21 protein-coding genes are annotated in these 24,277 nt (G+C 67.5%); 10 read left to right on the top strand and 11 right to left on the bottom strand.

Annotation, left to right across the window (positions count from 1 at the left end):
• Positions 1 to 21 precede the first annotated feature (21 nt).
• The 3 genes from folP (at position 22) to thiD (ending at position 3,506) form a co-directional block, all read left to right on the top strand.
• The gene (folP, locus tag FZ029_RS27280; protein WP_149272808.1) at positions 22 to 1,176 is read left to right on the top strand and encodes a dihydropteroate synthase; all 1,155 of its coding nucleotides are present in this window, start codon (positions 22 to 24) and stop codon (positions 1,174 to 1,176) included.
• Between the two features lie 129 nt (positions 1,177 to 1,305).
• Positions 1,306 to 2,679, top strand: coding sequence for a phosphoglucosamine mutase (gene glmM, locus FZ029_RS27275; RefSeq protein ID WP_149272807.1), 1,374 nt, complete (start codon positions 1,306 to 1,308; stop codon positions 2,677 to 2,679).
• Positions 2,676 to 3,506 carry a bifunctional hydroxymethylpyrimidine kinase/phosphomethylpyrimidine kinase gene (thiD, locus tag FZ029_RS27270; protein ID WP_149272806.1) on the top strand — a complete coding sequence of 277 codons (831 nt, stop codon included), beginning with the start codon at positions 2,676 to 2,678 and terminating at the stop codon, positions 3,504 to 3,506. Before glmM ends, thiD begins: the two co-directional genes overlap by 4 nt.
• A 205-nt stretch (positions 3,507 to 3,711) precedes the next feature.
• Here thiD and FZ029_RS27265 read toward each other — a convergent pair whose 3' ends face one another.
• Together FZ029_RS27265 and FZ029_RS27260 are read right to left on the bottom strand one after the other, a co-directional pair.
• Positions 3,712 to 4,278 carry a response regulator transcription factor gene (locus tag FZ029_RS27265; RefSeq protein WP_149272805.1) on the bottom strand — a complete coding sequence of 189 codons (567 nt, stop codon included), beginning with the start codon at positions 4,276 to 4,278 and terminating at the stop codon, positions 3,712 to 3,714.
• Entirely contained in the window at positions 4,265 to 5,542 is a 1,278-nt protein-coding gene (locus FZ029_RS27260) for an ATP-binding protein (RefSeq protein WP_247892525.1), read from the bottom strand. Before FZ029_RS27260 ends, FZ029_RS27265 begins: the two co-directional genes overlap by 14 nt.
• Before the next feature lie 229 nt (positions 5,543 to 5,771).
• Here FZ029_RS27260 and FZ029_RS27255 point away from each other — a divergent pair, with 229 nt between their 5' ends.
• The 3 genes from FZ029_RS27255 to FZ029_RS27245 are packed head-to-tail and all read left to right on the top strand — an operon-like array spanning position 5,772 to position 7,626.
• The gene (locus FZ029_RS27255) at positions 5,772 to 6,821 is read left to right on the top strand and encodes an MFS transporter permease (RefSeq protein ID WP_149272803.1); all 1,050 of its coding nucleotides are present in this window, start codon (positions 5,772 to 5,774) and stop codon (positions 6,819 to 6,821) included.
• Between the two features lie 41 nt (positions 6,822 to 6,862).
• Positions 6,863 to 7,270, top strand: coding sequence for a hypothetical protein (locus tag FZ029_RS27250; RefSeq protein WP_149200644.1), 408 nt, complete (start codon positions 6,863 to 6,865; stop codon positions 7,268 to 7,270).
• An 11-nt stretch (positions 7,271 to 7,281) separates the two neighbouring features.
• Positions 7,282 to 7,626: a transcriptional regulator gene (locus tag FZ029_RS27245; RefSeq protein ID WP_211104234.1), complete on the top strand. Its 345-nt coding sequence runs from the start codon at positions 7,282 to 7,284 to the stop codon at positions 7,624 to 7,626.
• A 7-nt stretch (positions 7,627 to 7,633) separates the two neighbouring features.
• Here FZ029_RS27245 and FZ029_RS27240 read toward each other — a convergent pair whose 3' ends face one another.
• The 5 genes from FZ029_RS27240 to cyoA are packed head-to-tail and all read right to left on the bottom strand — an operon-like array spanning position 7,634 to position 12,613.
• Positions 7,634 to 8,404: an SURF1 family protein gene (locus FZ029_RS27240; protein WP_149272801.1), complete on the bottom strand. Its 771-nt coding sequence runs from the start codon at positions 8,402 to 8,404 to the stop codon at positions 7,634 to 7,636.
• The gene (gene cyoD / locus FZ029_RS27235) at positions 8,401 to 8,832 is read right to left on the bottom strand and encodes a cytochrome o ubiquinol oxidase subunit IV (protein ID WP_149272800.1); all 432 of its coding nucleotides are present in this window, start codon (positions 8,830 to 8,832) and stop codon (positions 8,401 to 8,403) included. Before cyoD ends, FZ029_RS27240 begins: the two co-directional genes overlap by 4 nt.
• On the bottom strand, positions 8,829 to 9,467 hold the full coding sequence (gene cyoC, locus FZ029_RS27230) for a cytochrome o ubiquinol oxidase subunit III (RefSeq protein WP_109073640.1): 639 nt from the start codon (positions 9,465 to 9,467) through the stop codon (positions 8,829 to 8,831). The genes cyoD and cyoC overlap by 4 nt, the downstream gene beginning before the upstream one ends.
• 24 nt (positions 9,468 to 9,491) lie before the next feature.
• A complete protein-coding gene (gene cyoB / locus FZ029_RS27225) occupies positions 9,492 to 11,489 on the bottom strand; it encodes a cytochrome o ubiquinol oxidase subunit I (protein WP_149272799.1) in 1,998 nt (665 codons plus the stop codon).
• A gap of 14 nt (positions 11,490 to 11,503) precedes the next feature.
• Positions 11,504 to 12,613 (bottom strand): ubiquinol oxidase subunit II, encoded by a 1,110-nt coding sequence (gene cyoA, locus FZ029_RS27220; protein ID WP_188052068.1) that lies wholly within the window; start codon positions 12,611 to 12,613, stop codon positions 11,504 to 11,506.
• Positions 12,614 to 12,794: 181 nt separating this feature from the next.
• On the opposite strand from cyoA, the gene FZ029_RS27215 reads away from it, so the two are divergent.
• Complete coding sequence (locus FZ029_RS27215; RefSeq protein WP_149272798.1) at positions 12,795 to 14,105, top strand: MFS transporter; 1,311 nt, start codon at positions 12,795 to 12,797, stop codon at positions 14,103 to 14,105.
• 122 nt (positions 14,106 to 14,227) lie between these two features.
• A complete protein-coding gene (locus FZ029_RS27210) occupies positions 14,228 to 14,647 on the top strand; it encodes a WD40 repeat domain-containing protein (protein WP_149272797.1) in 420 nt (139 codons plus the stop codon).
• A 92-nt stretch (positions 14,648 to 14,739) separates the two neighbouring features.
• Here the strand turns inward: FZ029_RS27210 and FZ029_RS27205 are convergent, their stop codons facing one another.
• The 4 genes from FZ029_RS27205 to FZ029_RS27190 all read right to left on the bottom strand — a co-directional run bounded on the left by FZ029_RS27205 (position 14,740) and on the right by FZ029_RS27190 (position 18,750).
• Positions 14,740 to 15,291, bottom strand: coding sequence for a cyclase dehydrase (locus tag FZ029_RS27205; RefSeq protein WP_149272796.1), 552 nt, complete (start codon positions 15,289 to 15,291; stop codon positions 14,740 to 14,742).
• Between the two features lie 9 nt (positions 15,292 to 15,300).
• Entirely contained in the window at positions 15,301 to 16,473 is a 1,173-nt protein-coding gene (locus tag FZ029_RS27200) for a zinc-dependent alcohol dehydrogenase (protein ID WP_149272795.1), read from the bottom strand.
• Between the two features lie 110 nt (positions 16,474 to 16,583).
• Positions 16,584 to 17,189, bottom strand: a complete 606-nt coding sequence (locus FZ029_RS27195; RefSeq protein ID WP_149272794.1) for a hemerythrin domain-containing protein — start codon at positions 17,187 to 17,189, stop codon at positions 16,584 to 16,586.
• An 85-nt stretch (positions 17,190 to 17,274) separates the two neighbouring features.
• Complete coding sequence (locus FZ029_RS27190) at positions 17,275 to 18,750, bottom strand: glycosyltransferase family 87 protein (RefSeq protein ID WP_149272793.1); 1,476 nt, start codon at positions 18,748 to 18,750, stop codon at positions 17,275 to 17,277.
• A gap of 556 nt (positions 18,751 to 19,306) precedes the next feature.
• Between FZ029_RS27190 and FZ029_RS27185 the strand changes: the two genes are divergently transcribed.
• Both FZ029_RS27185 and putA read left to right on the top strand, forming a co-directional pair.
• Positions 19,307 to 19,924: a metal-dependent hydrolase gene (locus FZ029_RS27185; RefSeq protein ID WP_149200631.1), complete on the top strand. Its 618-nt coding sequence runs from the start codon at positions 19,307 to 19,309 to the stop codon at positions 19,922 to 19,924.
• A gap of 351 nt (positions 19,925 to 20,275) precedes the next feature.
• Positions 20,276 to 24,007 (top strand): trifunctional transcriptional regulator/proline dehydrogenase/L-glutamate gamma-semialdehyde dehydrogenase, encoded by a 3,732-nt coding sequence (gene putA / locus FZ029_RS27180; protein ID WP_211104233.1) that lies wholly within the window; start codon positions 20,276 to 20,278, stop codon positions 24,005 to 24,007.
• The last annotated feature ends 270 nt before the right edge of the window (positions 24,008 to 24,277 follow it).

The following is a 24,277-nucleotide window of genomic DNA, read 5'->3' as shown; positions in this document are numbered from 1 at the left end:
GTGACGTGAAGGGGACCCCCGATGCCGCCGCTCTCCGCAAAGCCCGCCGCCAAAGCCGCGCCCAAATCGGCTGCCGGATCGCTCGCCGGCTTCTGCCCCTGGGCGGCGGAGGAGGGCATCCGGGTCTACCTCCGCCCCATCGGCCTGATGCCCATCGCCGCCTGGGCCAAGGGGGCGGCGGTGCCGCTGGCCGGCGGGCGCTTCGCCTTCTCCACCGCCGAACTGATCGTCCGCGATGCCGGTTCCCGCATCGACCGCGCCTTCGCGCCGCTGTCGGAGATCATGGCCTGGGGCTGGGAACGCTCCCGCACGGTGGCGGAGGCGCTGGACCGCCAACTCGGCGCCCTGACCCGCGCCCGCGCGCCCTTTGCCGGGCTGGCACCCGACCGGCCGCAAATCATGGGCATCGTCAATGTCACGCCCGACAGCTTCTCCGACGGCGGCGATTTCCTCGACCCCGGCGCCGCCATCGCCCATGGCGAGGCGATGCTGGCCGCCGGTGCGGATATCCTGGACATCGGCGGCGAATCCACCCGCCCCGGTGCCGTCCCGGTCCCGCCGGAGGAGGAGGAGCGGCGTGTCCTGCCGGTCATCCGCCATTTCGCCGCGAAGGGAGCGACCGTCTCGGTCGACACCCGCCACGCCAGCGTGATGGAGTCCGCCGCCGCAGCCGGTGCCCGCATCGTCAACGACATCGCCGGGCTGGGCGACCCGCAGGCCCTGCCGGTCGTCGCGCGCACCGGCACCCCGGTGGTGGTGATGCACATGCAGGGCGATCCCGGCACCATGCAGGCCAACCCGACCTACCGCGACGCAGCGCTCGACGTGTTCGACTGGCTGGAGGAGCGGATCGCCCACTGCGCCGCGGCCGGCGTGCCGGCGGAGCGCATCGCCGTCGATCCCGGCATCGGCTTCGGCAAATCGACGGAGCACAATCTGGACATCCTGCGCCACACCTCGCTGTACCACGCCCTGGGCTGCACGGTGCTGATCGGCCTGTCGCGCAAGGGCTTCATCGGCCGCCTGTCGCGTGGCGAGCCGCCGAAGGAACGGCTTGCCGGCTCGCTCGCCGCCGGGCTGGAGACGCTGAACCAGGGTGCGCAGATCCTGCGCGTCCACGACGTGGCCGAAACCGCGCAGGCCCGCGCGGTGTGGGAGGGGCTGCATCGCCTGTAACCCTTTCGCGCAGCCGCCGATGGGGCCTTGACCCGGCCCGGCTGCCGGGCGAAGAAACATCCTTCGCTTGCGTTTCCCGCCACCGGATCCGACATCCGGGGCTGGAGACGGTCTCTGCACGAGGTTTTCATGACGCGACACCTGTTCGGCACCGACGGCATCCGTGGCACCGCCAACATCGACCCGATGACCGCCGAAACGGCCCTGCGCGTGGCGATGGCGACCGCGCTGCAGTTCCGCCGCGGCGACCACCGCCACCGGGTGGTGATCGGCAAGGACACCCGCCTGTCCGGCTATCTGCTGGAACCGGCGCTGACCGCCGGCTTCATCTCCATGGGGATGGACGTCGTGCTGGTCGGGCCGCTGCCGACCCCGGCGGTCGCCATGCTGACCCGCTCGCTCCGTGCCGACATGGGCGTGGTGATCTCCGCCTCGCACAACCCCTATCAGGACAACGGCATCAAGCTGTTCGGCCCCGACGGCTACAAGCTGTCGGACGAGGTGGAGGCGGCGATCGAGCGGCGCATGGCGCTGCCCTTCGCCCCCGATCTTGCCGGTCCCGCCGATCTCGGCCGCGCCAGCCGGATGGAGGACGCCACCGGCCGCTACATCGAATATGTGAAGAACACCTTCCCGCGCGGCCTGCGGCTCGACGGGCTGAAGATCGTCGTCGATTGCGCCAACGGCGCCGCCTACAAGGTCGCGCCCAAGGTGCTGTACGAGCTGGGGGCCGACGTGATCCCGGTCGGCGTCAGCCCCGACGGCACCAACATCAACAAGGGCTGCGGCGCCACCGCCACCCAGACCCTTCAGGAACAGGTGGTCGCCCACGGTGCCCATCTCGGCATCGCGCTGGACGGCGACGCCGACCGCCTCATCATGGTGGACGAGGCCGGGCGCCCGATCGACGGCGACCAGCTGATGAGCCTGATCGCCACCTCCTGGGCGCGGTCGCAGACCCTGCGCGGCGGCGGCGTGGTCGCCACCGTCATGTCCAACCTCGGCATGGAACGCCATCTCGGCGGCCTCGGCCTGCATCTGGCCCGCACCCCCGTCGGCGACCGCTATGTCGTCGAGATGATGCGCGAGCGCGGCTACAATGTCGGCGGCGAGCAGTCGGGCCATGTCGTGCTGTCCGATTATTCCACCACCGGCGACGGGCTGATCGCCGCGCTGCAGGTGCTGGCGGTGCTGATCCAGGCCGACGGCCGCGCGGCCAGCGAGGTCTGCCGCGTCTTCGATCCGGTGCCGCAGAAGCTGACCAACGTCCGCTTCTCCGCCGGGACCAAGCCGCTGGAGGATGCCGTCGTCCAGCAGGCGATCAAGGAGGGCGAAGCACGGCTGGCGGCGAGCGGCCGCGTCCTGATCCGCAAGTCGGGCACCGAGCCGCTGATCCGCGTGATGGCGGAGGGCGACGACGAGACGCTGGTCCACAGCGTGGTCGCCGACATCGCCGGGGCCATTCAGGCCAGCGCCGCCCGCAGCCTGGAGGCCGCGCAATGAGCGACAGCAGCGTGAGCGACAACACCATCAAGGGCCGCGTCCTGATCGTCGCCGGCTCCGATTCCGGCGGCGGCGCCGGCATCCAGGCCGACATCAAGGCGGTCAGCGCGCTCGGCGCCTATGCCATGACCGCCATCGCCGCCCTGACGGCGCAGAACACCACCGGCGTCTATGGCGTGGTGCCGGTCGATCCGGCCTTCGTCGCCTTGCAGATGAAGCTGGTTCTGGAAGATATCGGCGCCGACGCGGTGAAGATCGGCATGCTCGCCAACGCCCCCGTCATCGAGGCGGTGGCGGCCGAGTATGAGGAACGGGCGGTCAACGTCCCCCTGGTCCTCGATCCGGTGATGATCGCCAAGAGCGGCCACCATCTGCTCGATCCCGACGCCGTGCTGACCCTGCGCCGGCGCCTGCTGCCGCTGGCCGAGGTGGTGACGCCCAACCTGCCGGAGGCCGAGGCGCTGACCGACCTGCCGATCCGCGACCTGGACGACATGCGCCGCGCCGCCGAACTGATGCTCAGCTTCGGCCCGAAATCGGTTCTGCTGAAGGGCGGCCATCTGGAGAACGACACCCTCTACGACCTGCTGCTAACGGAGGAGGGCGAGACGGTGTTCGAGGGCCGCCGTGTCCACACCCCCCACACCCACGGCACCGGCTGCACCCTGTCGTCGGCCATCGCCGCCGGTCTGGCCCAGGGCATGACCACCCGCGACGCGGTGGCCCGCGCCCGCCGCTATGTGGAGACGGCGATCCTGACCGCGCCCGGCTTCGGCCACGGCCACGGCCCGCTCAACCACCTGCACACGGTGCGGGAGTTCTCGTAAAGGGGCGGGCGCCCCTTCGGACTTGGAGTTGGTCAAATCCAGTGGCTGTTGTCGGCCGTCATCCCCGCGAAGGCGGGGATCCAGGCTTTGCCGCGCCTAAGCCTTTGGAATGTCTGGATTCCCGCCTTCGCGGGAATGACGGCCGAGACAAACTCATAACGGGATCGGATGCGAAGCGGTTCAAACGACTAGCGTCTCTCAGTACTCACGGCACCCGCTTCTTCTCCAGCTTGCGCGCCAGGGTGCGCCGGTGCATGCCGAGCCGCCGCGCGGTCTCCGAGATGTTGAAGTTCGTCTCCACCAGCGTCTCGTGGATGCGCTCCCACTCCAGATTCTTGATCGAGGTGGTGCGGACGGCCGGCGCGATGGAGGTGTCGCCCTCGGTGCGGTCGAAGGCGGCCTCGATGTCGTCGGTGTTGGACGGTTTCGCCAGATAATGGCAGGCGCCCAGCTTGATCGCCTCCACCGCCGTGGCGATGCTGGCGAAGCCGGTCAGCACGACGATGCGGGTTTCCTCGTCCGCCTCGTGCAGTTCCTTCACGCATTCCAGCCCCGATCCGGTGGCGAGCTTCAGGTCGATCACCGCATAGTCGGGGTCCACCGTCTGCAGGATCTCCCGCATCTCCTCCAGCCCGGCGCAGGCATGGACCTCGTAGCCGCGGCGTTCGAAGGACCGGCGCAGCGCGCGGGCGAAGGACTCGTCGTCCTCGACGATCAGCAGGGTGCGGTCGCCCCCCTCCAACTCGTGCGTCTCCAGTTCAGTCGTCTCCATCGGAGCCTCCCGGCGACAGGGCGGACAGCGGCAGGGTGAGCGTCACGGTGGCGCCGCCGGCGGCCCGGTTCTTGGCCGTGACGGTGCCGCCCAGCTTGCGCAGCACATTGACCACCAGGAACAGGCCGAGCCCGCTGCCCGGCCGCTTCTTGGTGGAGCGGTAGGGCTTGCCAAGCTCCTCCAGGATGGCGGGGTCGAATCCGGGGCCGCAATCATTGACCGCCACCACCAGATTGTCGCCCTGCCGCAGCGCGGCGACGGCGATCCAGTCGGGCGAGGCCTCCAGCGCATTGTCCAGCACGTTGAACAGCACCTGTTTCAAGGCGAGGTCGGCGATCATCCGCTCCTGCGGGCCGACGGTGTTGTCATAGTCGAAGCGGCCCGGCGAGCGGCTGGACAGCCAGTCCTCCACCAGCCCGTCGAGGAACCCCTTCACCGTGGTGCGCACCGTCCCCTCGCCGCGCGCCTCGCCCGACGACATCAGGATACCCGACACGATGGCCTTGCAGCGGTCGATCTGGTTCTGCATTTCCGCCACCTCCTCAGCCAGATCGGGGTCGGCCATCAGCGACGGCATGCGGCGCCAGTCGTTGAGGATCACCGACAGGGTGGCGAGCGGCGTTCCCAACTCATGCGCCGCGCCCGACGCCAGCAGCCCCATGCGGACGATGTGCGCCTCCTCCATGGAGCGCTGGCGCAGTTCCGCCAGATAGGCGTCGCGGGCGCGCAGGTTGCGGTTGATCTGGGTGAGGAAGGGGACCAGCAGGCTCGCCGCCAGCACGAAGCAGATGAACATGCCCTGGATGTGCAGGCTGAACAGTTCGCCTTCATAGGCGGGCGGCAGGGGAAGCGGCTGGTGGGTGCCGATCAGCCAGGTGAAGCCGGCGGTCGCCACCAGAACCAGCGCCCAGGCCGACCACGCCTCCAGCAGCACCGCCCCCAGCGCCACCTGAAGAAGATACAGCGAGATGAAGGGGTTGGAGGCGCCGCCGCTGAGATAGAGCTGCAACGTCAGCGCCCAGACGTCGATCAGCAGTTCCAGGAACAGCTGGGTGTTGGAGACGGCCGAACTGCGGCGGATCTGGATCAGGCTGGCGATGTTCAACGCCACCAGCACGAAGATCACCGCCGCCATCGGCAGCAGCGGCAGGCGGATGCCCATCTGCAGATGGACGATCAGGATCGTCACGATCTGCCCGACGACGGCGAGCCAACGCAGCTGGACGAGCAGGAACAGGTTTTTGCGGTCGGTGGTGTCGCGCACGAAAGACGTCCTGTTCCTCGCCCGGTTCATCAGCATACCGACTTATATAGAGAGTTACCGGCGGGAGGGGAGCTTTGTCGGATGTTTCCCCTATGCCAAAGGGCAATGGTCCATATCGACGCAGGCGCGGGCTTCGCCGTTGACACTCTGTATTTCAGAGTGTATTTACTCTGCATCACAGAGTGACGTTCAGCGGACAGCCCCACCGACCCGAAGCCACGGAAATCCCATGTCCGACAGCCTGTCCCAGCGCCTCGACGCCATCCATTCCATGCTGTCGGCCGGTCACCGCAATCTGCGGATCGAGCGGCACACGCTGGTCCTGTGGGGGCTGACGGGGGCGGCGCTGCTGCTGTTCAGCGACCGCATCCTGACGCCTGCGCAGTTCGCCGACGTGACGCAACAGGCGGTGGCGTGGCTGCTGTTGCTGACCCTGTCTCTCGGCGGGGTGGCGGTGCTGGACTGGCACCTGACGCGGCGGGTCAAGCGCGAGCGGGACGAGGCATGGTCCTTCATCCACCGGCAGGTGCTGAAGGTCTGGTGGCTGCTGGTGGCGCTGGGCATCCTGATGACCTTCGCCACCTTCTTCTTCGGCGGCGGATACATGGTCTGCGCCGCCTGGGTGGTGCTGATCGGCCTCGGCCTCTATGTCCACGGCCTGTTTTCCGAGGAGTTGCTGGAGTGGATCGGCGTCCTCACCATCCTCACCGGCATCGCCAGCCTGGTTTACCGGCTCGATTACACGATCATCCGGCTGATCGCGGCGTCGGTCTTCGGGCTGGGGCTGCCGCTGCTGGCGCTGATGCTCGACCGCGGGCGGGCGCGGCCGTCCTGGCACCGCATGGCGCAGTCCGCCGCTTGGATGCTGGTGGTGCTGGGCGTGCCGCTGGCCCTGCGCCATCACGGCGACTTCGGCGCCCCGGCCGACGCGCCGGCCCTGTCGCTCGACGCATTCCGCAAGGGGGCTGGGGCGGTGGGGCGCCATGTCCTGACCCTGCCGGCGGGCACGCCGGTGCCGGTCGAGATCCGCGTGAACGGCAACATCTTCCGCAACGATCCCGCCACCACCCTGCCGCTGACCCTTTCCAAGCCGGTGGAGCTGGTTCTGGAGAACGGCGTGCCGACCGGCGACGCCCGCTTCGACGGCGAGCCCTGGATGCGCGGCACCGTCGGTCTGTGGCTGCATGTCCCCAAGCTGGACGGCGACCTGACGCCCGACGGCGGACCGGTCGTCCGCGCCGTCGTCAACGCCAACACCATGGCCGCGCCGCGGCCCTAATCCCCTCTCTCTTTCCCAATCCGTAAACCCAGGAGAAAAAGATGACCAGGACTCTGTCTGCGGCCCTGCTGGCCGCCACGGTGACGCTTGCCGGCTGTGCCGGCCTGATGCCGGCGCCGGGCGCCGACGAGATGGCGAAAATCCCGGTGGTCCGCTATGGTGAGACACCGTCGGCCGGCGGCGATTACGTGCTGCTCTACCCGGCCGGGGCGCCGCTGCCGGTGGTGGCGTCGGTCTCCGGGACGCTGATTTCCAAGCCGGGGCTGGCGCGGATGGAGGTCGCCACCAACCGGGACGTCTATGTCTACAAGACGTGGCTGAGCTTCGACGGAAAGACCTGGATGTCCGCCGACAAGGCGGTCGGCGGGGAGTTCGCCATCACGCTGCCCGGCGAAAAGGACAGCAAGTCGCCCGGCACCATGTCGGCGCGCTTCGATCTCAAACCCTGAACGGAATGGCCTTGGACACGCTCGACCCTCTGCTGCACCAACCGCTGCGCACGCAGATCGCCGCCTTTCTGGCCGGCGCCGGCGAGGCGACCTTCACCGAGCTGAAGCAGCGGCTGGACGTGTCGGACGGCAACCTCGATTCGCATCTGAAGAAGCTGATCGCGGCGGGCTACGTGTCGGTCCGCAAGGAAACGGGGGAGGGGCGGCCGCAATCCAGCTACGCCCTTACCCCCCTCGGCCGCGAGGCGCTGCACGGCTACATCGCCGCCCTGCAACGCCTGTTGCCGCTGGACAGGGCTGCGGCCTCGGCGCCGGCCTCACAAGGAACGCCGGTGCTGAGGCCGCGCACCCAATAGCAACGGGTTACGCCCGGCGCCGCCGCATCTCGCTGCGGACGACGTAGAGGACGGCGCCGATCAGCATCAGGTCCAGCGCGAACCAGGTCAGCGCATAGCTGAGATGGCTGTTGGGAAAGCTGAGCACCGTCAGCCCGCCGACCGGCCAGCCGCCGGGATTGCGGGTGCCGTCGGCATCGATGAAATAGGGGGCGACATCGGTCAGCCCCTTCGCGGCGGCGATGGCGGCGACGTCGCGGGAATACCAGCGGCCGGCGGCCGGGTCGTTGCTGCGCAGGAAGCCACCCTTCGGTTCGGTGATGCGCAACAATCCGGCGATGGCGACCTCGCCTTGCGGCTGACCTTCGGTGCGGGTCGCGGGATCGCGTTTTTCCGGCGGCACGAAGCCGCGGTTGACCAGCACGGTGAAGCCGCGGTCGGTGACCAGCGGGGTCATCACCCAGAAGCCGCCGCCCAGGTCGCTGACGGCCTGCACCAGCGTCTCGCGGTCGTTCATCAGGCGGCCGGTGACGGTGACGGGCCGGTACTCGTCCGACGCCGCCGTGACCGACGGCCAGGACTCCGGCCCCGGTGCCGGCACCGGAGAGGCGTGGATGCGGGCGTCCACCCGCTCGATCAAATCCAGTTTCCACACCCGGCGTTCGAGCTGCCAGATGCCGAGCGCGGTCAGGCCGGCGACGCCGGCCAGCGCCAGAAGGCCGAAGAGGGCCAGCGCCCAGACCGGGCGGGCCCTCTTCCTTGTGCCGCCCGCAGGGGGCGCGGACGGCAGTCCGGTCACGGCATCTTGCTCATGTCGTGGGCCATGCCGGGCATCATGTTGTGGTTCAGGTGATACATCACCCAGAGCGAACCGGCGAACATGATGACCACGACGATGACCGTGAAGATCATCGCCAGCATCGACCAGCCGCCTTCGACGCGGCCGTTCATATGCAGGAAATACACCATGTGGACGATGATCTGGACGACGGCCAGCGCCAGGATCACGACCGTGGTGGTCGCGTTGTCCAGCGTGCCGTTCATCACCAGCCAGAACGGAATGACCGTCAGGATCACCGACAGGACGAAACCGATCATGTAGCTGCCGAAGGTGCCGTGGGCGCCTGCGGGGTGGCCGTGGTCGTCGTGACCATGACCGCCGTGACCGCCATGGTCATGCCCGTGGCCCTGATGGGCGTGGTGGTCGCTGTGCGCGTGGGTGCTCATCGCAGCGCTCCCATCAGATAGACGAAGGTGAACACACCGATCCAGATGACGTCCAGGAAGTGCCAGAACATGCTGAGGCACATCAGGCGCCGGCGGTTGGCCGGGATCAGGCCGCGGCGGGCGACCTGGACCATCAGCGTCACCAGCCACACGCTGCCGAAGGTGACGTGCAGCCCGTGGGTGCCGACCAGCGTGAAGAAGGACGACAGGAAGGCGCTGCGCCAGGGGCCGGCCCCCTCGTGGATCAGGTGCGCGAACTCGAACAGCTCGATGCCCAGGAAGGCGAGGCCGAACAGCAGCGTGATGAACAGCCAGGCCTGGGTCTGGCCGGTGCGGCCCTTTTCCATCGCCAGCATGGCGAAGCCATAGGTGATGGAGGACAGCAGCAGCATGGAGGTGTTCAGCGCCACCAGCGGCAGGTCGAACAGCTCCTTCGGCGTCGGGCCGGCGGCGTAGCTGGTGCCCAGCACGCCGTAGGTCGCGAACAGCACCGCGAAGATGAGGCAGTCGCTCATCAGGTAGATCCAGAAGCCGAGCGCGGTGCTGGCGGCTTCGTGGGCGTGCTCGTCCCTCACATAGAAGACGGGCGGGGTGGCGCCGCGCGGGGTGTCGTGCCCCGCGTGGCTGCCGTGCATGGCTTCAACGGTCGTCGTCATGCTTTACACCTGTCCGGAGAGCAGACGGGTCCGCTCGCTCTCGGTCCGCACCACCTCATCCACCGGGATGTGGAAGTCGCGGTTGTAGTTGAAGGTATGGTTGATGGCGACCGCCAGCAGGCCGACGAAGCTTACCGCGGCCAGCCACCAGATGTGCCAGACCAGGGCGAAGCCGAGCACGGTGCTGATGCCGGCCAGGATGACGCCGGTGCCGGTGTTGCTGGGCATGTGGATCGGGCGGAAGCCGTCCAGCGGACGGGCATAGCCGCGCTTCTTCATGTCCCACCAGGCATCGTTGTCATGGATGACCGGCGTGAAGGCGAAGTTGTAGCCCGGCGGCGGCGAGGAGGTCGCCCATTCCAGGGTACGGCCGTCCCACGGGTCACCCGACACGTCGACCAACTGCTTGCGCTTCAGGACGCTGACGGCGATCTGGATCAGGAAGGACCCGATGCCGAGCGCGATCAGGACGGCGCCGAAGGCGGCGATCTGGAACCAGATCTGCAGCGACGGATCCTCGAACACGCGCAGGCGGCGGGTGACGCCCATCAGGCCCAGGACGTAGAGCGGCATGAAGGCGAAGTAGAAGCCGATCACCCAGAACCAGAAGGACATCTTGCCCCAGAACGGATCCAGGCGGAAACCGAAGGCCTTCGGCCACCAGTAGTAGATGCCGGCGAACAGGCCGAACAGCACGCCGCCGATGATGACGTTGTGGAAGTGGGCGATCAGGAACAGGCTGTTGTGCAGCACGAAGTCGGCGGGCGGAACCGCCAGCAGCACGCCGGTCATGCCGCCGATCACGAAGGTCAGCATGAAGGCGATGGTCCACATCATCGGCAGTTCGAACCGGATGCGGCCGCGGTACATGGTGAACAGCCAGTTGAAGATCTTCGCACCCGTCGGGATCGAGATGATCATCGTCGTGATGCCGAAGAACGAGTTCACGCTGGCGCCCGAACCCATGGTGAAGAAGTGGTGCAGCCACACCAGGTAGGACAGGATGGTGATGACGACGGTCGCGTAGACCATCGAGGTGTAGCCGAACAGCTTCTTGCCGGTGAAGGTGGAGGTCACTTCCGAGAAGATGCCGAAGCACGGCAGGATCAGGATGTAGACTTCCGGATGGCCCCAGATCCAGATCAGGTTCACGTACATCATGGGGTTGCCGCCCATGTCGTTCGTGAAGAAGTGCGTGCCGACATAGCGGTCCAGCGACAGCAGGACCAGGACGGCGGTCAGGATCGGGAAGGAGGCGACGATCAGGACGTTGGTGCAGAGCGAGGTCCAGGTGAAGACCGGCATCTTCATCATGGTCATGCCGGGGGCGCGCATCTTCACGATCGTGCAGATCAGGTTGATGCCCGACAGCGTCGTTCCGACGCCCGCCACCTGCAGGGCCCAGATGTAATAGTCGACGCCGACGTCCGGGCTGGCCTCCAGACCCGACAGCGGCGGATAGGCCAGCCAGCCGGTGCGCGCGAACTCGCCGACGAACAGCGAGGCCATGATGAGGACTGCGCCGCCGACGGTCATCCAGAAGCTGAAATTGTTCAGGAACGGGAAGGACACGTCGCGCGCGCCGATCTGCAGCGGCACGACATAGTTCATCAGCCCCGTCACCAGCGGCATGGCGACGAAGAAGATCATGATCACACCGTGGGCGGTGAAGACCTGATCGAAGTGGTGGGAATTGAGATAGCCTTCGCTGCCGTTGAAGGCGATGGCCTGCTGGGCGCGCATCATGATGGCGTCGGCGAAGCCGCGCAGCAGCATGATCAGGCCCAGCACCATGTACATGATGCCGATGCGCTTGTGGTCGACGGTGGTGAACCACTCCGTCCACAGATAGCCCCACAGCTTGAAATAGCTGAGGGCGGCGACCAGCGCGATGCCGCCGAGCACGACCGCGAAGAAGGTCGCGACCACGATCGGCTCGTGATAGGGGAAGGACTCCAGGCTGAGGCGCCCGAAGAGGAAGGTCGTCAGTGTCTCAAGCATGCCGGTGTGCCCAATCAGGGATTGGCCAGCCGCTGCGGCCCGGCCGGGGAGGCGGACGCGCTGATCGGCGTGACGGTGGGGCGCTGCACGGCGCCCGAGTTTGCGGCGGCTTCAACAGCCTCGGCCACGGTGCACAGGCCGGTCGCTTGCGTGTCCGGGAAACCGGCCAGCGTGTTGGCCCGCAGGATCGCCTCGGCGGCGGCCTTGCCGCCCGCGTTCAGCCCGCCCGCACGGTCGATGGCGGCCATGTCGCTCATGCACATGGTGCCGGGACGCACGCACATGTTGACGACGGCGTTGAACAGCTTCGGATCGACGGTGCCGTAATGCTGGACCGGGACGGCCTCGCTCGGCTTCTCCAGCGCCAGATAGGCGTTGCGGTCGAGCGAACCGCCGGCCGACTTCACCTTCGACACCCAGCCGTCGAAATCCTGGTTCGACAGGCCGAGGAAGTTGAAGCGCATGTGCGAGAAGCCGGCGCCGCTGTAGTTGGACGAGAAGCCCTTGTAGGTCCCCGGCTCGTTGATCACGGCGTGGAGCTTCGTCTCCATGCCCGGCATGGTGTAGATCATGCCGGCCAGCGCCGGAACATAGAACGAGTTCATTACCGTCGAGGCGGTAAGGCTGAAGCGGATCTGCCGGTCGACCGGGGCCGCCATCTCGTTCACGGACGCGATGCCGTATTCCGGATAGACGAACAGCCACTTCCAGTCGAGCGCCACCACCTGCACGTCCAGCGGCTTGGCGCCGGCGGGAACGGGCTTGTCCGACGCGATGCGGTCGAGCGGACGGTAGGGATCGAGCTTGTGGGTGGTCACCCAGGTGATGGCACCCAGGCAGATGATGATCAGGAGCGGGGCGGCCCAGATCACCAGTTCAAGCTGCGTCGAATGGTCCCAGTCCGGTTCGTAGCGGGCCGTGTTATTGGACTGACGGTAACGCCAGGCGAACAGCACGGTAAGCGCCATGACCGGGACGATGATCAGCAGCATCAGCAGGGTGGAGATGACCACTAGGTCTCCCTGCTGGCTTGCAACGTCGCCGGCCGGGTTCAGCACGACCAGGTTGCAGCCACTCAACGCCGCCATCACTGGCAGCAGGGCGATTGCGCGATAACGGCTCAAGGCAGGACCTGTTTCATAAGGTTTGCTTTGGGCAGACAGCTAGCGGCAATAGCCTAGCTGCGACATTGGACAATTTGTCCAATGCCTCACGCCTGCGCGCTTGACAGGGCACCGAAAGTTGGGGCCCCATATTGTATGATCTGCGGATCATCGCAAGCGAAATAACGCAGCCGGAGCCGACATGATGACTTCATCGATTGCGGCCGTTGAACGGGATGCGAGGCTGGTGAACGCGCGGCATCACGGGGTCAACCCCGGAGAAATTGCCATCGGCGTGATCATCGGCAGAACATCCGAGTTTTTCGACTTTTTCGTTTACGCCATCGCTTCCGTGATCGTCTTTCCGAAGCTGGTGTTCCCCTATGTCGATCCGCTGACCGGGACCCTTTGGTCTTTCGCCATCTTCGCGCTGGCCTTCGTCGCGCGACCGATCGGCACCTTCATCTTCATGGCCATCGACGAAAGTTACGGGCGCAGCGCCAAGCTGACCATCGCCCTGTTCCTGCTGGGCATTTCCACCGTGGCGTTGGCCTTCCTGCCGGACTACGAGGCGATCGGCGTCGCCGCCGCATGGCTGCTGGCGCTGTCGCGCATCGGGCAGGGTATCGCGCTGGGCGGCACCTGGGACGGCCTGGCCTCGCTGCTGGCGATGAACGCGCCGGAGAATCGGCGCGGCTGGTACGCCATGATCCCGCAGCTGGGCGCGCCCATCGGCCTGATCGTGGCGAGCGGCCTGTTCGCCTATATGGTCAACAGCCTGTCGGCGGAGGATTTCTTCGCCTGGGGCTGGCGCTATCCCTTCTTCGTGGCCTTCGCCATCAATGTGGTGGCCCTGTTCTCCCGCCTGCGGCTGGTGCAGACGCCGGAGTTCGAACGCCTGTTCCTGAACCGCGAACTGCAGCCGGCCCCGGTGGTGGAGACGTTGCAGATGGAGGGCAAGCGCGTGGTGATCGGCGCCTTCGCCCCGCTGGCCAGCTTCGCCCTGTTCCACATGGTCACCGTCTTCCCGCTGTCCTGGATCTTCCTCAACGCGAATCAGGAAACCGGCGTCTTCCTGGTCATCGAGGTGATCGCCGCCGTGTTCGGTACGCTCGCGATCATTGCTTCGGGCTATATCGCCGACCGGGTGGGGCGGCGGACGCTGCTCGGCACCTGCGCGGCGGCGATCGCGGTGTTCAGCGGCTTCGCCCCGATGCTGCTCGACGCCGGCAAGGTGGGCGAACTGGTGTTCATGGTGCTGGGCTTCGTCATCCTCGGCCTGTCCTTCGGCCAGTCGTCGGGGTCGGTGGCGTCGGGCTTCAGCCAGCAGTACCGCTATACCGGGTCGGCGATGACTTCCGATCTGGCCTGGCTGTTCGGGGCCGGCTTCGCGCCCTTCGTCGCGCTGTACCTGTCCAGCCATTTCGGGCTGTTCGCCTCCGGCCTCTACCTGCTGTCGGGCGCGGTCTGCACGCTGGTGGCGTTGCGGATCAACAAGACGCTGTCGTCCTGACGGGGTTGCCGCCCGCCCGCCGCCACTCTTGCGGCGGGCGGGCAACTCTCATGACTTGCCGGACACGCCTTCGCCGCCAATCTTGATCGGTGCAACGAACCGGAAAAAGGCGGCCAGACCCCATGCGATTGCCATCCCATTCCCGTCCCGCCTCCCCTGGTCGCGGGCGCCTGCTCGTGGTGACGCTGGCCGCCCTGGCGGGCCTGTCGGCCTGCGCCGGGTTCGAGCCGGACTACCGCAAGCCGGGCGCCCAGCGCCTGACCGGGCCGGAGCTGTCGACGCTGCTCGGCGGCCACACGCTGAGCATCGTCAACGCGCGCGGCAAGTCCTACATGAACCGCTTTTCCAAGGACGGGTCGATCGTCATCTCCGGGTCCAAAGGCAACGAATACGGCCATTGGACGGTGTCCGGCGACCGCTATTGCCTGACGCTGGACATCGATCCGCGCCAGCAATGCATGGAGATCTACAAGCTTCCCGACGGCCGCTACCAGATGGTCAATGCCGACGGGTCGCTGCGCAACACGTTCACGGTGGATTGAGGCCGGCGCGACTCGAGCGCCCCGACTCGAGCGCCCCGACTCGAGCGCATGGCGCCACAGGGCCATGAACAGGTCGGCCGGATACGTCGGGGTCAGGAGGCGCCGGCTTGGCCGGTCGCCGGCTGGAACTGCAGGATCTTCGGCGTCCGCATGTCCTCGGCGATGGGGGCGTTGCTGGCCGCACCGCGCATGGCGGAGACGGGGCGGGGGAAGCCGCTGCGACCGCTGTAGTCAGGCACCGGCAGGCTGCGGTAATGGGCCTCCTCCCGGTGCAGCTTCTGGGCGCAGACGATGTCCACCGCCGTCGTCGCCAGTACGGCGCCGAAGGCGATGCCGGCATTCCGGGCGCGTGGATTGTCTTTCGATCCAAGGGCCATTCCCTCCGCCAGCGTCGCCATGTCGACGGCGTCGCCGGCGATGCGGCCCCAGATCCAGGGCTTGGGATCGCCGAGCGCCAGCAGGCCGACGCCGGCGGTGATCTCCCGCACGCCATAGGCGCGGATCAGGTTGGTCTTGTCCTCCATCCCCATCCAGCGGGCGATGCGGCGGCCGGCCATCAGTTCGGCGACGCCGATGCCGATGCTGAACCAGCCCAACCCGCGGGCGAGAGTGTCTCCGGCCGAGGAGCGGTCGTAATAGGCCATGTCTTCACCTCAGGGCTTGAGGACCACCTTGATGCAGCCGTCCCGCTTGTCGCGGAAGGTCTTGTACATCTCGGGGCCCTGATCGAGCGGTACGGTGTGGGTGATGACGAAGGACGGGTCGATCTGCCCTTCCTGGATCCGGTTCAGCAGATCGTCGGTCCAGCGGTTGACGTGGGTCTGGCCCATGCGCCAGGTCAGTCCCTTGTTCATCGCCATGCCGAAGGGCAGCTTGTCGATCAGCCCGCCATAGACGCCGGGGATCGAAAGAGTGCCGGCGGGGCGGCAGACATAGATCATCTCGCGCAGCACATGGGCGCGGTCCGATTCCAGCATCAGCGCCTGCTTGGCGCGGTCCATCATGCTGTCGATGGTGGCGGTGGCGTGCGCCTCCATGCCGACGGCGTCGATGCATTTCTCCGGACCCTTGCCGCCGGTCAACTCGTTCAGCCGCTCGACGACGCCCTCATCTTCGAAATTGATGGTGATGGCGCCGCCGGCCTTGGCCATCGCCAGCCGTTCCGGCACGCGGTCGATGGCGATCACCTGTTTGGCGCCGAGCAGGATGGCGCTGCGGATCGTCATCTGCCCGACCGGGCCGCAGCCCCAGATCGCCACGGTGTCGGTCGGCTGGATGTCGCACTGGGCGGCGGCCTGCCAGCCGGTGGGGAAGATGTCGCCCAGGAACAGAACCTGTTCGTCGGTCAACCCGCCGGGGACCTTGATGTGGGTGCGGTCGGCCATGGGCACCCGCACATATTCGGCCTGCCCGCCGGCATAGCCGCCGGTCAGGTGGGTGTAACCGAACAGCCCGGCGGTGGTGTGGCCGAAGACCTTGTCGGCCAGCGCCTTGTTGCGGTTGGAGCGTTCGCAGACCGAATAGTTGCCGCGCTTGCACTGGTCGCATTCGCCGCACCAGATGGTGAAGGGAACCACCACCCGCTCGCCGACCTTCAGCGCGCCCTTGGCGTCGGTTCCCACCTCCACCACCTCGCCCATGAACTCATGGCCGACGATGTCGCCCTTCTCCATGCCCGGCATGAAATTGTCGTGCAGGTGAAGGTCGGACCCGCAGATGGCGCAGGTCGTCACCTTGACGATGGCATCGCGCGGATGCTCGATCTCCGGATCCGGAACCGTGTCGCAGCGGATGTCATTGGCGCCATGCCAGACCAGTGCTCTCATCGATGTCTCCCCGACTCTTGCCTTCGTGACGGCCCTCATGACGGTCGTGTCCAGCAACAGGACCGGCGGGCGGAGCGTTCCGCCCCCGACCCCTTGCCATAAGGCGATGGTCAGAGGATCAGTGCCTTCTCGCGGGCGACGCCGCCGGACATGATGGCGGTCTGACCGTCGTCCAGGCTGTTGCGCAGGGCGGGGAAATCGATCTCCTCCTCCTGCCGGATATGGCCGTCGATGATGCGCTTCAGGTCCAGCGCGACGGCGAGCCAGCGCGGATCGTCCTTCGGGGTCTGTTCCAGGTCGAACAGGTGCATCTTCATTTCGGCATGCTCGCCGTAGAGATGCTTGGCGTCCTCCTCCTTCCGCGCCTGATCGTGCAGCAGCGGATAGACGACGTCCTCCTCCGCCATGGCATGGGCGGCAAGCCGGCGCTTCAGGCGCAGCAGCAGCTGGGTGCGGCGGCCCGGCGCATCCATCGGGGTCTGCACCATCGCCACCAGCAGCGACTGGATGTGGCGGTGGTCGTCGATCAGCGCGTCGATGCCGTCGCGGCCGGCGGCATGGCGGGCGGTGCCGGCCAGCTGCGCCACCACCGGCGGCAGCAGCCGGCTCGCCACCAGCGCCAGCGCCGCCCCGCCGGCCATCATCGCCAGCCCGCGCGCCGACAGCCAGCCCGTATCGTCTCCGTGCGAATAGCCTGCTCCCGAGTAACGTGCCATGACGGGGCTCCTTCCTGCCGGTTGGGTGATCTGGCACACCAACAGGCGCGCAAGGTCCGGCGTTCCGGTGGGCCCCGGTGGGCCGTCAGCGCGCGGGCAGGGGCGGGGCGGCAGGTTGCCGCGCCGCCCGCGGCGTGTCCGCTGTCGTCACCAGCAGGTGCAGCAGCAGCAGGGCGGTGAAGAACAGGTAGGATTGCAGGATGTTGAGGGGGGTATCGGCAAGCTCGTTCAGGGGATGGAAGAAGTCGTTGCTCACGATGGCGAATCCGATGCCCAGCAGCAGCAGTTTGCCGAGGCCGCGGCGGCGGTCCCGGGCGGCGAGGTCGATCAGGACGAACAGCAGATAGGCGCAGACCGGCAGCAGCACGCCGTAATGCGGGATCCAGGCGATCGGCGTGCCGATGGTGAAGCAGGTGCCGGCCACCAGGAAGGAGGCGATGGGCTGCCGCCGGTCGCCCCCATTGCCGTCCCTGATCCGCCACAGCAGGCCGAACAGGACGAACAGGATGCCGGAGACCAGCGTCGCGCCGTGGACGAGCGCATTGTAGGCCGGGAACGCGCTGCCCCGCCATTCGGTCTCGCCGTTGGTGTTCAACAGCAGGTTGGGACCGTTCTGGAGCAGGCGGTGCAAAAGCCCATTCAAGGTCTGGTTGGCATAATAGCTTTCGCCATGCTGGCCCAGGAACGACAGGACGTCGAGGTAATGCAGCGACGGGCCGAAGCCATAGAGGGCGCTGGCGGCGGCGAAGCCGGGAACCACCACCGCCGCCCAGCCGATGGCGAACCCCCATTCCCGGCGCAGCAGCGCCCAGATCAGGAAGAGCGACATCTGCGGCTTGATCAGCGTCGATGCGCCGAGCATCGCGCCGGCGAGCACCCGCTGGTCGCGCACGTAGAACAGGGTGGCGAAGACAAAGGCGGCGTTCAGCCACACCTGCATCTGGCCGACGGCGAAGGCCTTGACGATCGGGAAGAAGCACAGCGTCGCCACCGCGCCGAGCGCCGCGAGCGTCAGCCGGCTGACCCCGTTGCGCACGGTCTGGTCGAAGCCCATGCGTTCCGCCAGGTCGCGCATCAGCAGCGCCATGCCGCCGGCGGTGGCGACGACCATCAGCAGGTTGATCAGGGCATAGACCCGCAGATGGAGCAGGCCGACCGCCGACATCGCCTCCAGCACCAGCAGCGAGGTCAGCGGATATTGGAATTTCACATGTTTGGTGAAGAAGATGGCGTCGTAGACGTTGCCCTGTCCATTGTCGTGCAGCCAGGTGAAGGCCGTCATCATCGGTTCCCAGGAATCGAGCGGCAGGCGTTCCGGCGATTTGCCCAGGATCAGGAGCAGGACGTCCCAGACCGTGGTGTCGAGTCCGGCATCCAGATAGGGTTTGAGAACGATGCCAAGCAGCGTGTCGGCACTGAGAACGAACAGAAACGCGACCGACAGCATCCAGGCGGCGAAGCGGTGGTTGCCGATGATGTCGGCAGTCCCGCCGCCGCCGACATTGTCCAACCGTCCCTTTAATGCTCCGTCCGCCGCGTTTGCGAATTCCTTCGAGTCCATCGGCGCCCACTCCCCGGCATTGTTCCCGGCCTCGACCGCCGGCATGTTCGCGAAACTATGCCAGAGCACTGTGGACGGGGAATGTGCCCCACCCGTGCCGGATGGGAGTAATGCCATTAAACGCCGGGCACCCGCGGCGGTAGCAGGCTATCCCGCCGCGGCCGGTTCCGGCGCGTTCGGACAAATGACGGTGGAAAGAACCGGTCAACCCGGCTTTCCCGCTTCGCGGTTGCGCGGCCGCTTGCAGGCGTCCTCCTTCGGGGTCGGCGGAGCGGCGTGCCGGTCCCGATCCTGGTTCTGGTCCTATTGCTTGTCCATCTCGTCCTCCCGGCCAACATGCCGATTCCGGCGGACGCCGGATGGGGAGGAGCATGGCCGCGGCAACCCGCCGTTGCCGAACGCATGAACGGTATGCGTTTAGGGAATCCCTCGGTTCCACCTGTATTATTGTTCTGGAACCTGAAAGTATTCTAAGGTCAAACTCCCCCAATTTTCGGGTCCGGCACAGGAGCCGTCCCGACAGAGACCAGTTTCAGGCCCCGGTGACCCGACGGTGATGGCGTCCTCTCACATAATCGTCGGTGGCGCCACCTGGTTCTACCTGTCGAGCCGGTATGGGATGACCTTCGACGCGGTCGCCTTCGGGGCGGCGATTCTGGGGGCGCTGGCGCCGGACATCGACCATCCGAAATCGACTCTGGGGCAGATGGTCAAGCCGCTGTCCACGGCGATCTCCAACATCTTCGGCCATCGCGGCGTTACCCATTCGGCGCTCGCCATCGCCGGCTGCCTGTGGGTCCTGCACGAACATGCGGCCTATCAGCGCCTGCTGATCCCCTTCATCGTCGGCTATCTCACCCATCTGGCCGGCGACCTGCTGACCCCGGCCGGCCTGCCGCTGCTGTGGCCGATCAAGCGGCGGCGCAATTTCGCCCTGCCGATCCTGAAGACGGGCGGCTTTTCCGAACAATTGGCGGTGACGTTGATGGCGGGCTGGATGATTTCCGGCCTGTTCGCCAACGGCTGGCCGGAATTCCCGCTGCAACGGCCCTGGCGCTCGGTCGTCGCCGCGGCGCAGACCTATCTGGGCGAGAGCGGCATCGAGAAGGCCGCACCGCCGATTCCCGTGCGCAAGCCGCCGGAAGCCAGCCGTCCCAAGCCGCTGAAGGGCTGAGTCCCGGCCGTTCGGGCGCTCTCCCCGCCATCCCATCGAATCTGCGAAAACAAGCCCGACGCTTTCTCTGTATCGTCGGCAACAGGGCTGCTTTGCCAACTTTTGTTCGGCAAAAACGAATGCGCCCGTCACGCGGCCCCGAAAACCGGCCGGATGTTCTGAGATTTCACCTCGACGCTCGTAATTCATTCTGACAAACCGCCATAATTCAGAATTTTAGTCGGTAAAATGACATAAATACCAGTTGGAAAGGATCCCGGAAAATCGGTTAGCCTGACAGGCATCGGATCGGCCTCCGCAACCCGCCGGACAGGTGCCGCTCCACGCCCCCCGACCAGAGCCAGCCACGCGATGAACCAGATGACCGACCCGAGCGTTGCCCCCGCCACCGAGCCGTCCTTCTCCACCGGCACCGGCCCCTTCGCCGCCTTCGCCCCCGTCGTTCGTCCGGCCGGCCCGCTGCGTCGGGCGATCACCGCCGCCTATCGCCGGCCGGAGCCGGAGTGCGTGGCGTGGCTGGTCGAGCAGGCGGCGTTGCCGGCCGAGGTGACGGCGGCGGCGGCCGAGACCGCGCGTTCGCTGATCGCGGCGCTGCGTGCCAAGCCGCAGGGGCGCGGGGTGGAGGGGCTGATCCACGAATACAGCCTGTCAAGCCAGGAGGGTGTGGCGCTGATGTGCCTGGCGGAGGCGCTGCTGCGCATTCCCGACCGCGCCACCCGCGACGCGCTGATCCGCGACAAGATCGCCGGCGGCGACTGGCGCGCCCATCTCGGCAACAGCCCGTCGCTGTTCGTCAACGCCGCGACCTGGGGGCTGCTGGTCACCGGCAAGGTCACGGGTGTGCTGGGCGACGGCTTCGGCGGCGAGCAGGCGCTGTCCTCGGCGCTGACCAAGCTGATCCTGCGCGGCGGCGAGCCGCTGATCCGCCGCGGCGTCGATATGGCCATGCGGATGATGGGCGAACAATTCGTCACCGGCCAGACCATCGACGAGGCGCTGTCCAACAGCCGCAAGATGGAGGCCGAAGGCTTCCGCTATTCCTACGACATGCTGGGCGAAGCGGCGACGACCGCCGCCGACGCCGACCGCTATTACGCCGACTACGAAAAGGCCATTCACGCCATCGGCAAGGCGTCGGCCGGGCGCGGCATCTATGATGGCCCCGGCATCTCGATCAAGCTGTCGGCCCTGCACCCGCGCTATTCCCGCGCCCAAGCGGACCGCGTGATGGCGGAACTGCTGCCGCGCGTCACCGAACTGGCCCGGCTGGCCCGGCGCTACGACATCGGCCTCAACATCGACGCCGAGGAGGCCGACCGTCTGGAGCTGTCGCTCGATCTGCTGGAATCGCTGTGCTTCGATCCGGACCTGAAGGGCTGGAACGGCATCGGCTTCGTCGTCCAGGCCTATGGCAAGCGCTGCCCCTACGTCATCGACTTCATCGTCGATCTCGCGCGGCGCAGCGGCCACCGGCTGATGGTCCGTCTGGTGAAGGGCGCCTATTGGGACAGCGAGATCAAGCGCGCCCAGGTCGACGGGCTGGAGGATTTCCCGGTCTATACCCGAAAGCTGCACACCGACGTGTCCTATGCCGCCTGCGCCCGCCGGCTGCTGTCGGCGCCCGACGCGGTGTTCCCGCAGTTCGCCACCCACAACGCCCAGACTCTGGCGACCATCTACCGGATGGCCGCGCATCTGAACGGCGAGTTCAAGGTCGGCCAGTACGAGTTCCAGTGCCTGCACGGCATGGGCGAGCCGCTCTACAAGGAAGTGGTCGGCCCGCTGAAGCGGCCCTGCCGCGTCTATGCCCCGGTCGGCACCCATGAGACCCTGCTGGCCTATCTGGTCCGCCGCCTGCTGGAGAACGGCGCCAACAGCTCCTTCGTCAACCGCATCGCCGACAAGAGCGTGTCGATCGACGATCTGGTCGCCGACCCGGTGGCGCTGGCCCGCGCTGCCCTGCCGATGGGCGAAAAGAACCCGCTGATCGCCTTGCCCAAGGACCTCTATGGCGCGGAGCGGGCGAATTCCGCCGGCCTCGACCTGTCGAACGAAACCACGCTGGCCGATCTGTCCGCCGCGATGCGCGACAGCGCCACCGTCGCATGGACCGCCGCCCCGCTGCTGGCCGATGGCGAACGTCGTGGCAAGGCCCAGCCGGTGCTGAACCCGGCCGACCACCGCGACGTCGTCGGGACTTGCGTCGAGGCCGGCCCGGCCGACATCGCCGACGCCTTCCAGTTCGCCGAGGCCGCCGCCCCGGTCTGGGCCGCCACCCCGCCGGCCCAGCGCGCCGCCTGCCTGTTCCGCGCCGCCGACATGATGCAGTCGCGGATGCCGACCCTGCTGGGCCTCATCATCCGGGAGGCCGGCAAGTCCACCGCCAACGCCATCGCCGAGGTGCGCGAGGCCATCGACTTCCTGCGCTATTACGGCGCCCGGGTCCGCGACGGCTTCGACAACGGCAGCCACCGCCCGCTGGGTCCGGTGGTCTGCATCAGCCCCTGGAACTTCCCGCTCGCCATCTTCTCCGGTCAGGTCGCCGCGGCGCTGGCCGCCGGCAACCCGGTGCTGGCCAAGCCGGCGGAGGAAACCCCGCTGGTCGCGGCGGAGGCCGTGCGCATCCTGCACGCCGCCGGCGTTCCCGCCGGTGCGGTCCAGCTTCTGCCCGGCGCGGGCGAGGTCGGCGCCGCCCTGGTGGGCCATGCCGGCACCCGCGCGGTGATGTTCACCGGCTCCACCGACGTCGCCCGCCTGATCCAGCGCCAGTTGGCCGGACGTCTGTCGCCGGACGGCGCGCCGACCCCGCTGATCGCCGAAACCGGCGGCCAGAACGCCATGATCGTCGACAGCTCCGCCCTGGCGGAGCAGGTGGTCGGCGATGTGATCGCGTCGGCCTTCGACAGCGCCGGCCAGCGCTGCTCCGCCCTGCGCATCCTCTGCCTGCAGGAGGATGTCGCCGACCGCACGCTGACCATGCTGAAGGGCGCGATGCGGGAACTGCGCCTCGGCAGCCCCGACCGGCTGGCGGTCGATGTCGGCCCGGTCATCACGGCGGAGGCGCGCGACGGCATCATCCGCCACGTCGAGGCGATGCGGGCCAAGGGCCGCCGGGTGGAGTCGCTGCCGCTGCCGGCGGAGACCGCCAACGGCACCTTCGTCGCGCCCACCATCATCGAGATCGACGGCATCGCCGACCTGGAGCGCGAGGTGTTCGGCCCGGTCCTGCACGTCCTGCGCTTCCGCCGCGATGATCTGGACCGGCTGGTCGACGCCATCAACGGCACCGGCTATGGCCTGACCTTCGGCCTGCACACCCGCATCGACGCCACCATCGACCGGGTGACCAGCCGGATCGAGGCCGGCAACCTGTACGTCAACCGCAACACCATCGGCGCGGTGGTCGGCGTACAGCCCTTCGGCGGCCACGGCCTGTCCGGCACGGGCCCGAAGGCCGGTGGCCCGCTGTACCTGTCGCGCCTGCTGTCCGTACGTCCGTCCCTCGACTTGCGCATGCGCGGCAGCGACGCCGTACGTGCGCCGGCCCATGCGCTTGCCGACTGGCTCTCCGACCAGGGCAAGGCGGCGATTGCCACCGACATACGGACGCTGGCGAAGCGCTCCCCCGTCGGCGGCAGCGTCGAACTGGCCGGCCCGGTGGGTGAGCAGAACATCTACAGCCTGATCCCGCGCGGCCGTATCCTGCTGCTGCCGCAGACGGAGGAGGGTCTGTACCGGCTGCTGGGCGCGGCGCTCGCCACCGGCAACGAGGTGGTGGTGGACGGCGACGCTGCGGTGACCGCCGGCCTGAAGACCCTGCCGGCGGAGCTTGCCGCCCGAATCCGGGTGACGGCGAACTGGCTGTCCTTCGGTGCATTGGCCGGCGCGCTGGTGGAGGGTGACGCCGCCCGCCTGCTGGCCGCCAATCGCCGCATCGCTGAACTGCCCGGCCCCATCGTCCTGACCCAGGGCGTGCCCATGGGTGGCGAGGGCGTGGAAATCGCCTGTCTGATGAACGAGCGTTCCGTCAGCACCAACACCACCGCCGCCGGCGGCAACGCCAGCCTCGTGGCGATGAGCTGAGGAAGCACGAGAATCCCCCTCTCCCCCCCAGGGAGAGGGTCGGGGTGAGGGGGATGCATTGCGTGGATTCTCGGTAAAGGGCCGCCGCGCGAGCCCCCCCCCCCCCCCCCCCCCCCCCCGGGGGGGGGGGAGGTCCCCCCTTAGGTGCAGAAGCGGAGGGGGGGCCGGGCGGGGGGGGCCTAATTTCCCCCCCCCCCCCCGGGGAGGGGGAGGGGCCCCCCCGAGGGCGGGGAGGGTGAGGGGTAGCCCAAGTATCCCGAACCGCATGGC

The organism is Azospirillum sp. Sh1 (assembly GCF_008365135.1).
GTDB classification, from domain to species: Bacteria; Pseudomonadota; Alphaproteobacteria; order Azospirillales; family Azospirillaceae; genus Azospirillum; species Azospirillum oryzae.
Note: the sequence above shows the minus strand (reverse complement) of the source record. Positions and strands in the feature narration are given on the sequence as shown.

Excerpts from the sequence above, each read along its gene's own strand:
- thiD (WP_149272806.1), top strand. The coding sequence starts at position 2,676 with ATGAGCGACAGCAGCGTGAGCGACAACACCATCAAGGGCCGCGTCCTG.
- cyoD (WP_149272800.1), bottom strand. The coding sequence starts at position 8,832 with ATGAGCACCCACGCGCACAGCGACCACCACGCCCATCAGGGCCACGGG.
- FZ029_RS27190 (WP_149272793.1), bottom strand. The coding sequence starts at position 18,750 with ATGGACTCGAAGGAATTCGCAAACGCGGCGGACGGAGCATTAAAGGGA.
- FZ029_RS27265 (WP_149272805.1), bottom strand. The coding sequence starts at position 4,278 with ATGGAGACGACTGAACTGGAGACGCACGAGTTGGAGGGGGGCGACCGC.
- FZ029_RS27200 (WP_149272795.1), bottom strand. The coding sequence starts at position 16,473 with ATGAGAGCACTGGTCTGGCATGGCGCCAATGACATCCGCTGCGACACG.
- FZ029_RS27195 (WP_149272794.1), bottom strand. The coding sequence starts at position 17,189 with ATGGCACGTTACTCGGGAGCAGGCTATTCGCACGGAGACGATACGGGC.
- FZ029_RS27205 (WP_149272796.1), bottom strand. The coding sequence starts at position 15,291 with ATGGCCTATTACGACCGCTCCTCGGCCGGAGACACTCTCGCCCGCGGG.
- cyoC (WP_109073640.1), bottom strand. The coding sequence starts at position 9,467 with ATGCACGGCAGCCACGCGGGGCACGACACCCCGCGCGGCGCCACCCCG.
- FZ029_RS27255 (WP_149272803.1), top strand. The coding sequence starts at position 5,772 with ATGTCCGACAGCCTGTCCCAGCGCCTCGACGCCATCCATTCCATGCTG.
- folP (WP_149272808.1), top strand. The coding sequence starts at position 22 with ATGCCGCCGCTCTCCGCAAAGCCCGCCGCCAAAGCCGCGCCCAAATCG.
- FZ029_RS27250 (WP_149200644.1), top strand. The coding sequence starts at position 6,863 with ATGACCAGGACTCTGTCTGCGGCCCTGCTGGCCGCCACGGTGACGCTT.
- glmM (WP_149272807.1), top strand. The coding sequence starts at position 1,306 with ATGACGCGACACCTGTTCGGCACCGACGGCATCCGTGGCACCGCCAAC.
- putA (WP_211104233.1), top strand. The coding sequence starts at position 20,276 with ATGAACCAGATGACCGACCCGAGCGTTGCCCCCGCCACCGAGCCGTCC.
- FZ029_RS27185 (WP_149200631.1), top strand. The coding sequence starts at position 19,307 with ATGGCGTCCTCTCACATAATCGTCGGTGGCGCCACCTGGTTCTACCTG.
- cyoB (WP_149272799.1), bottom strand. The coding sequence starts at position 11,489 with ATGCTTGAGACACTGACGACCTTCCTCTTCGGGCGCCTCAGCCTGGAG.
- FZ029_RS27215 (WP_149272798.1), top strand. The coding sequence starts at position 12,795 with ATGATGACTTCATCGATTGCGGCCGTTGAACGGGATGCGAGGCTGGTG.
- FZ029_RS27210 (WP_149272797.1), top strand. The coding sequence starts at position 14,228 with ATGCGATTGCCATCCCATTCCCGTCCCGCCTCCCCTGGTCGCGGGCGC.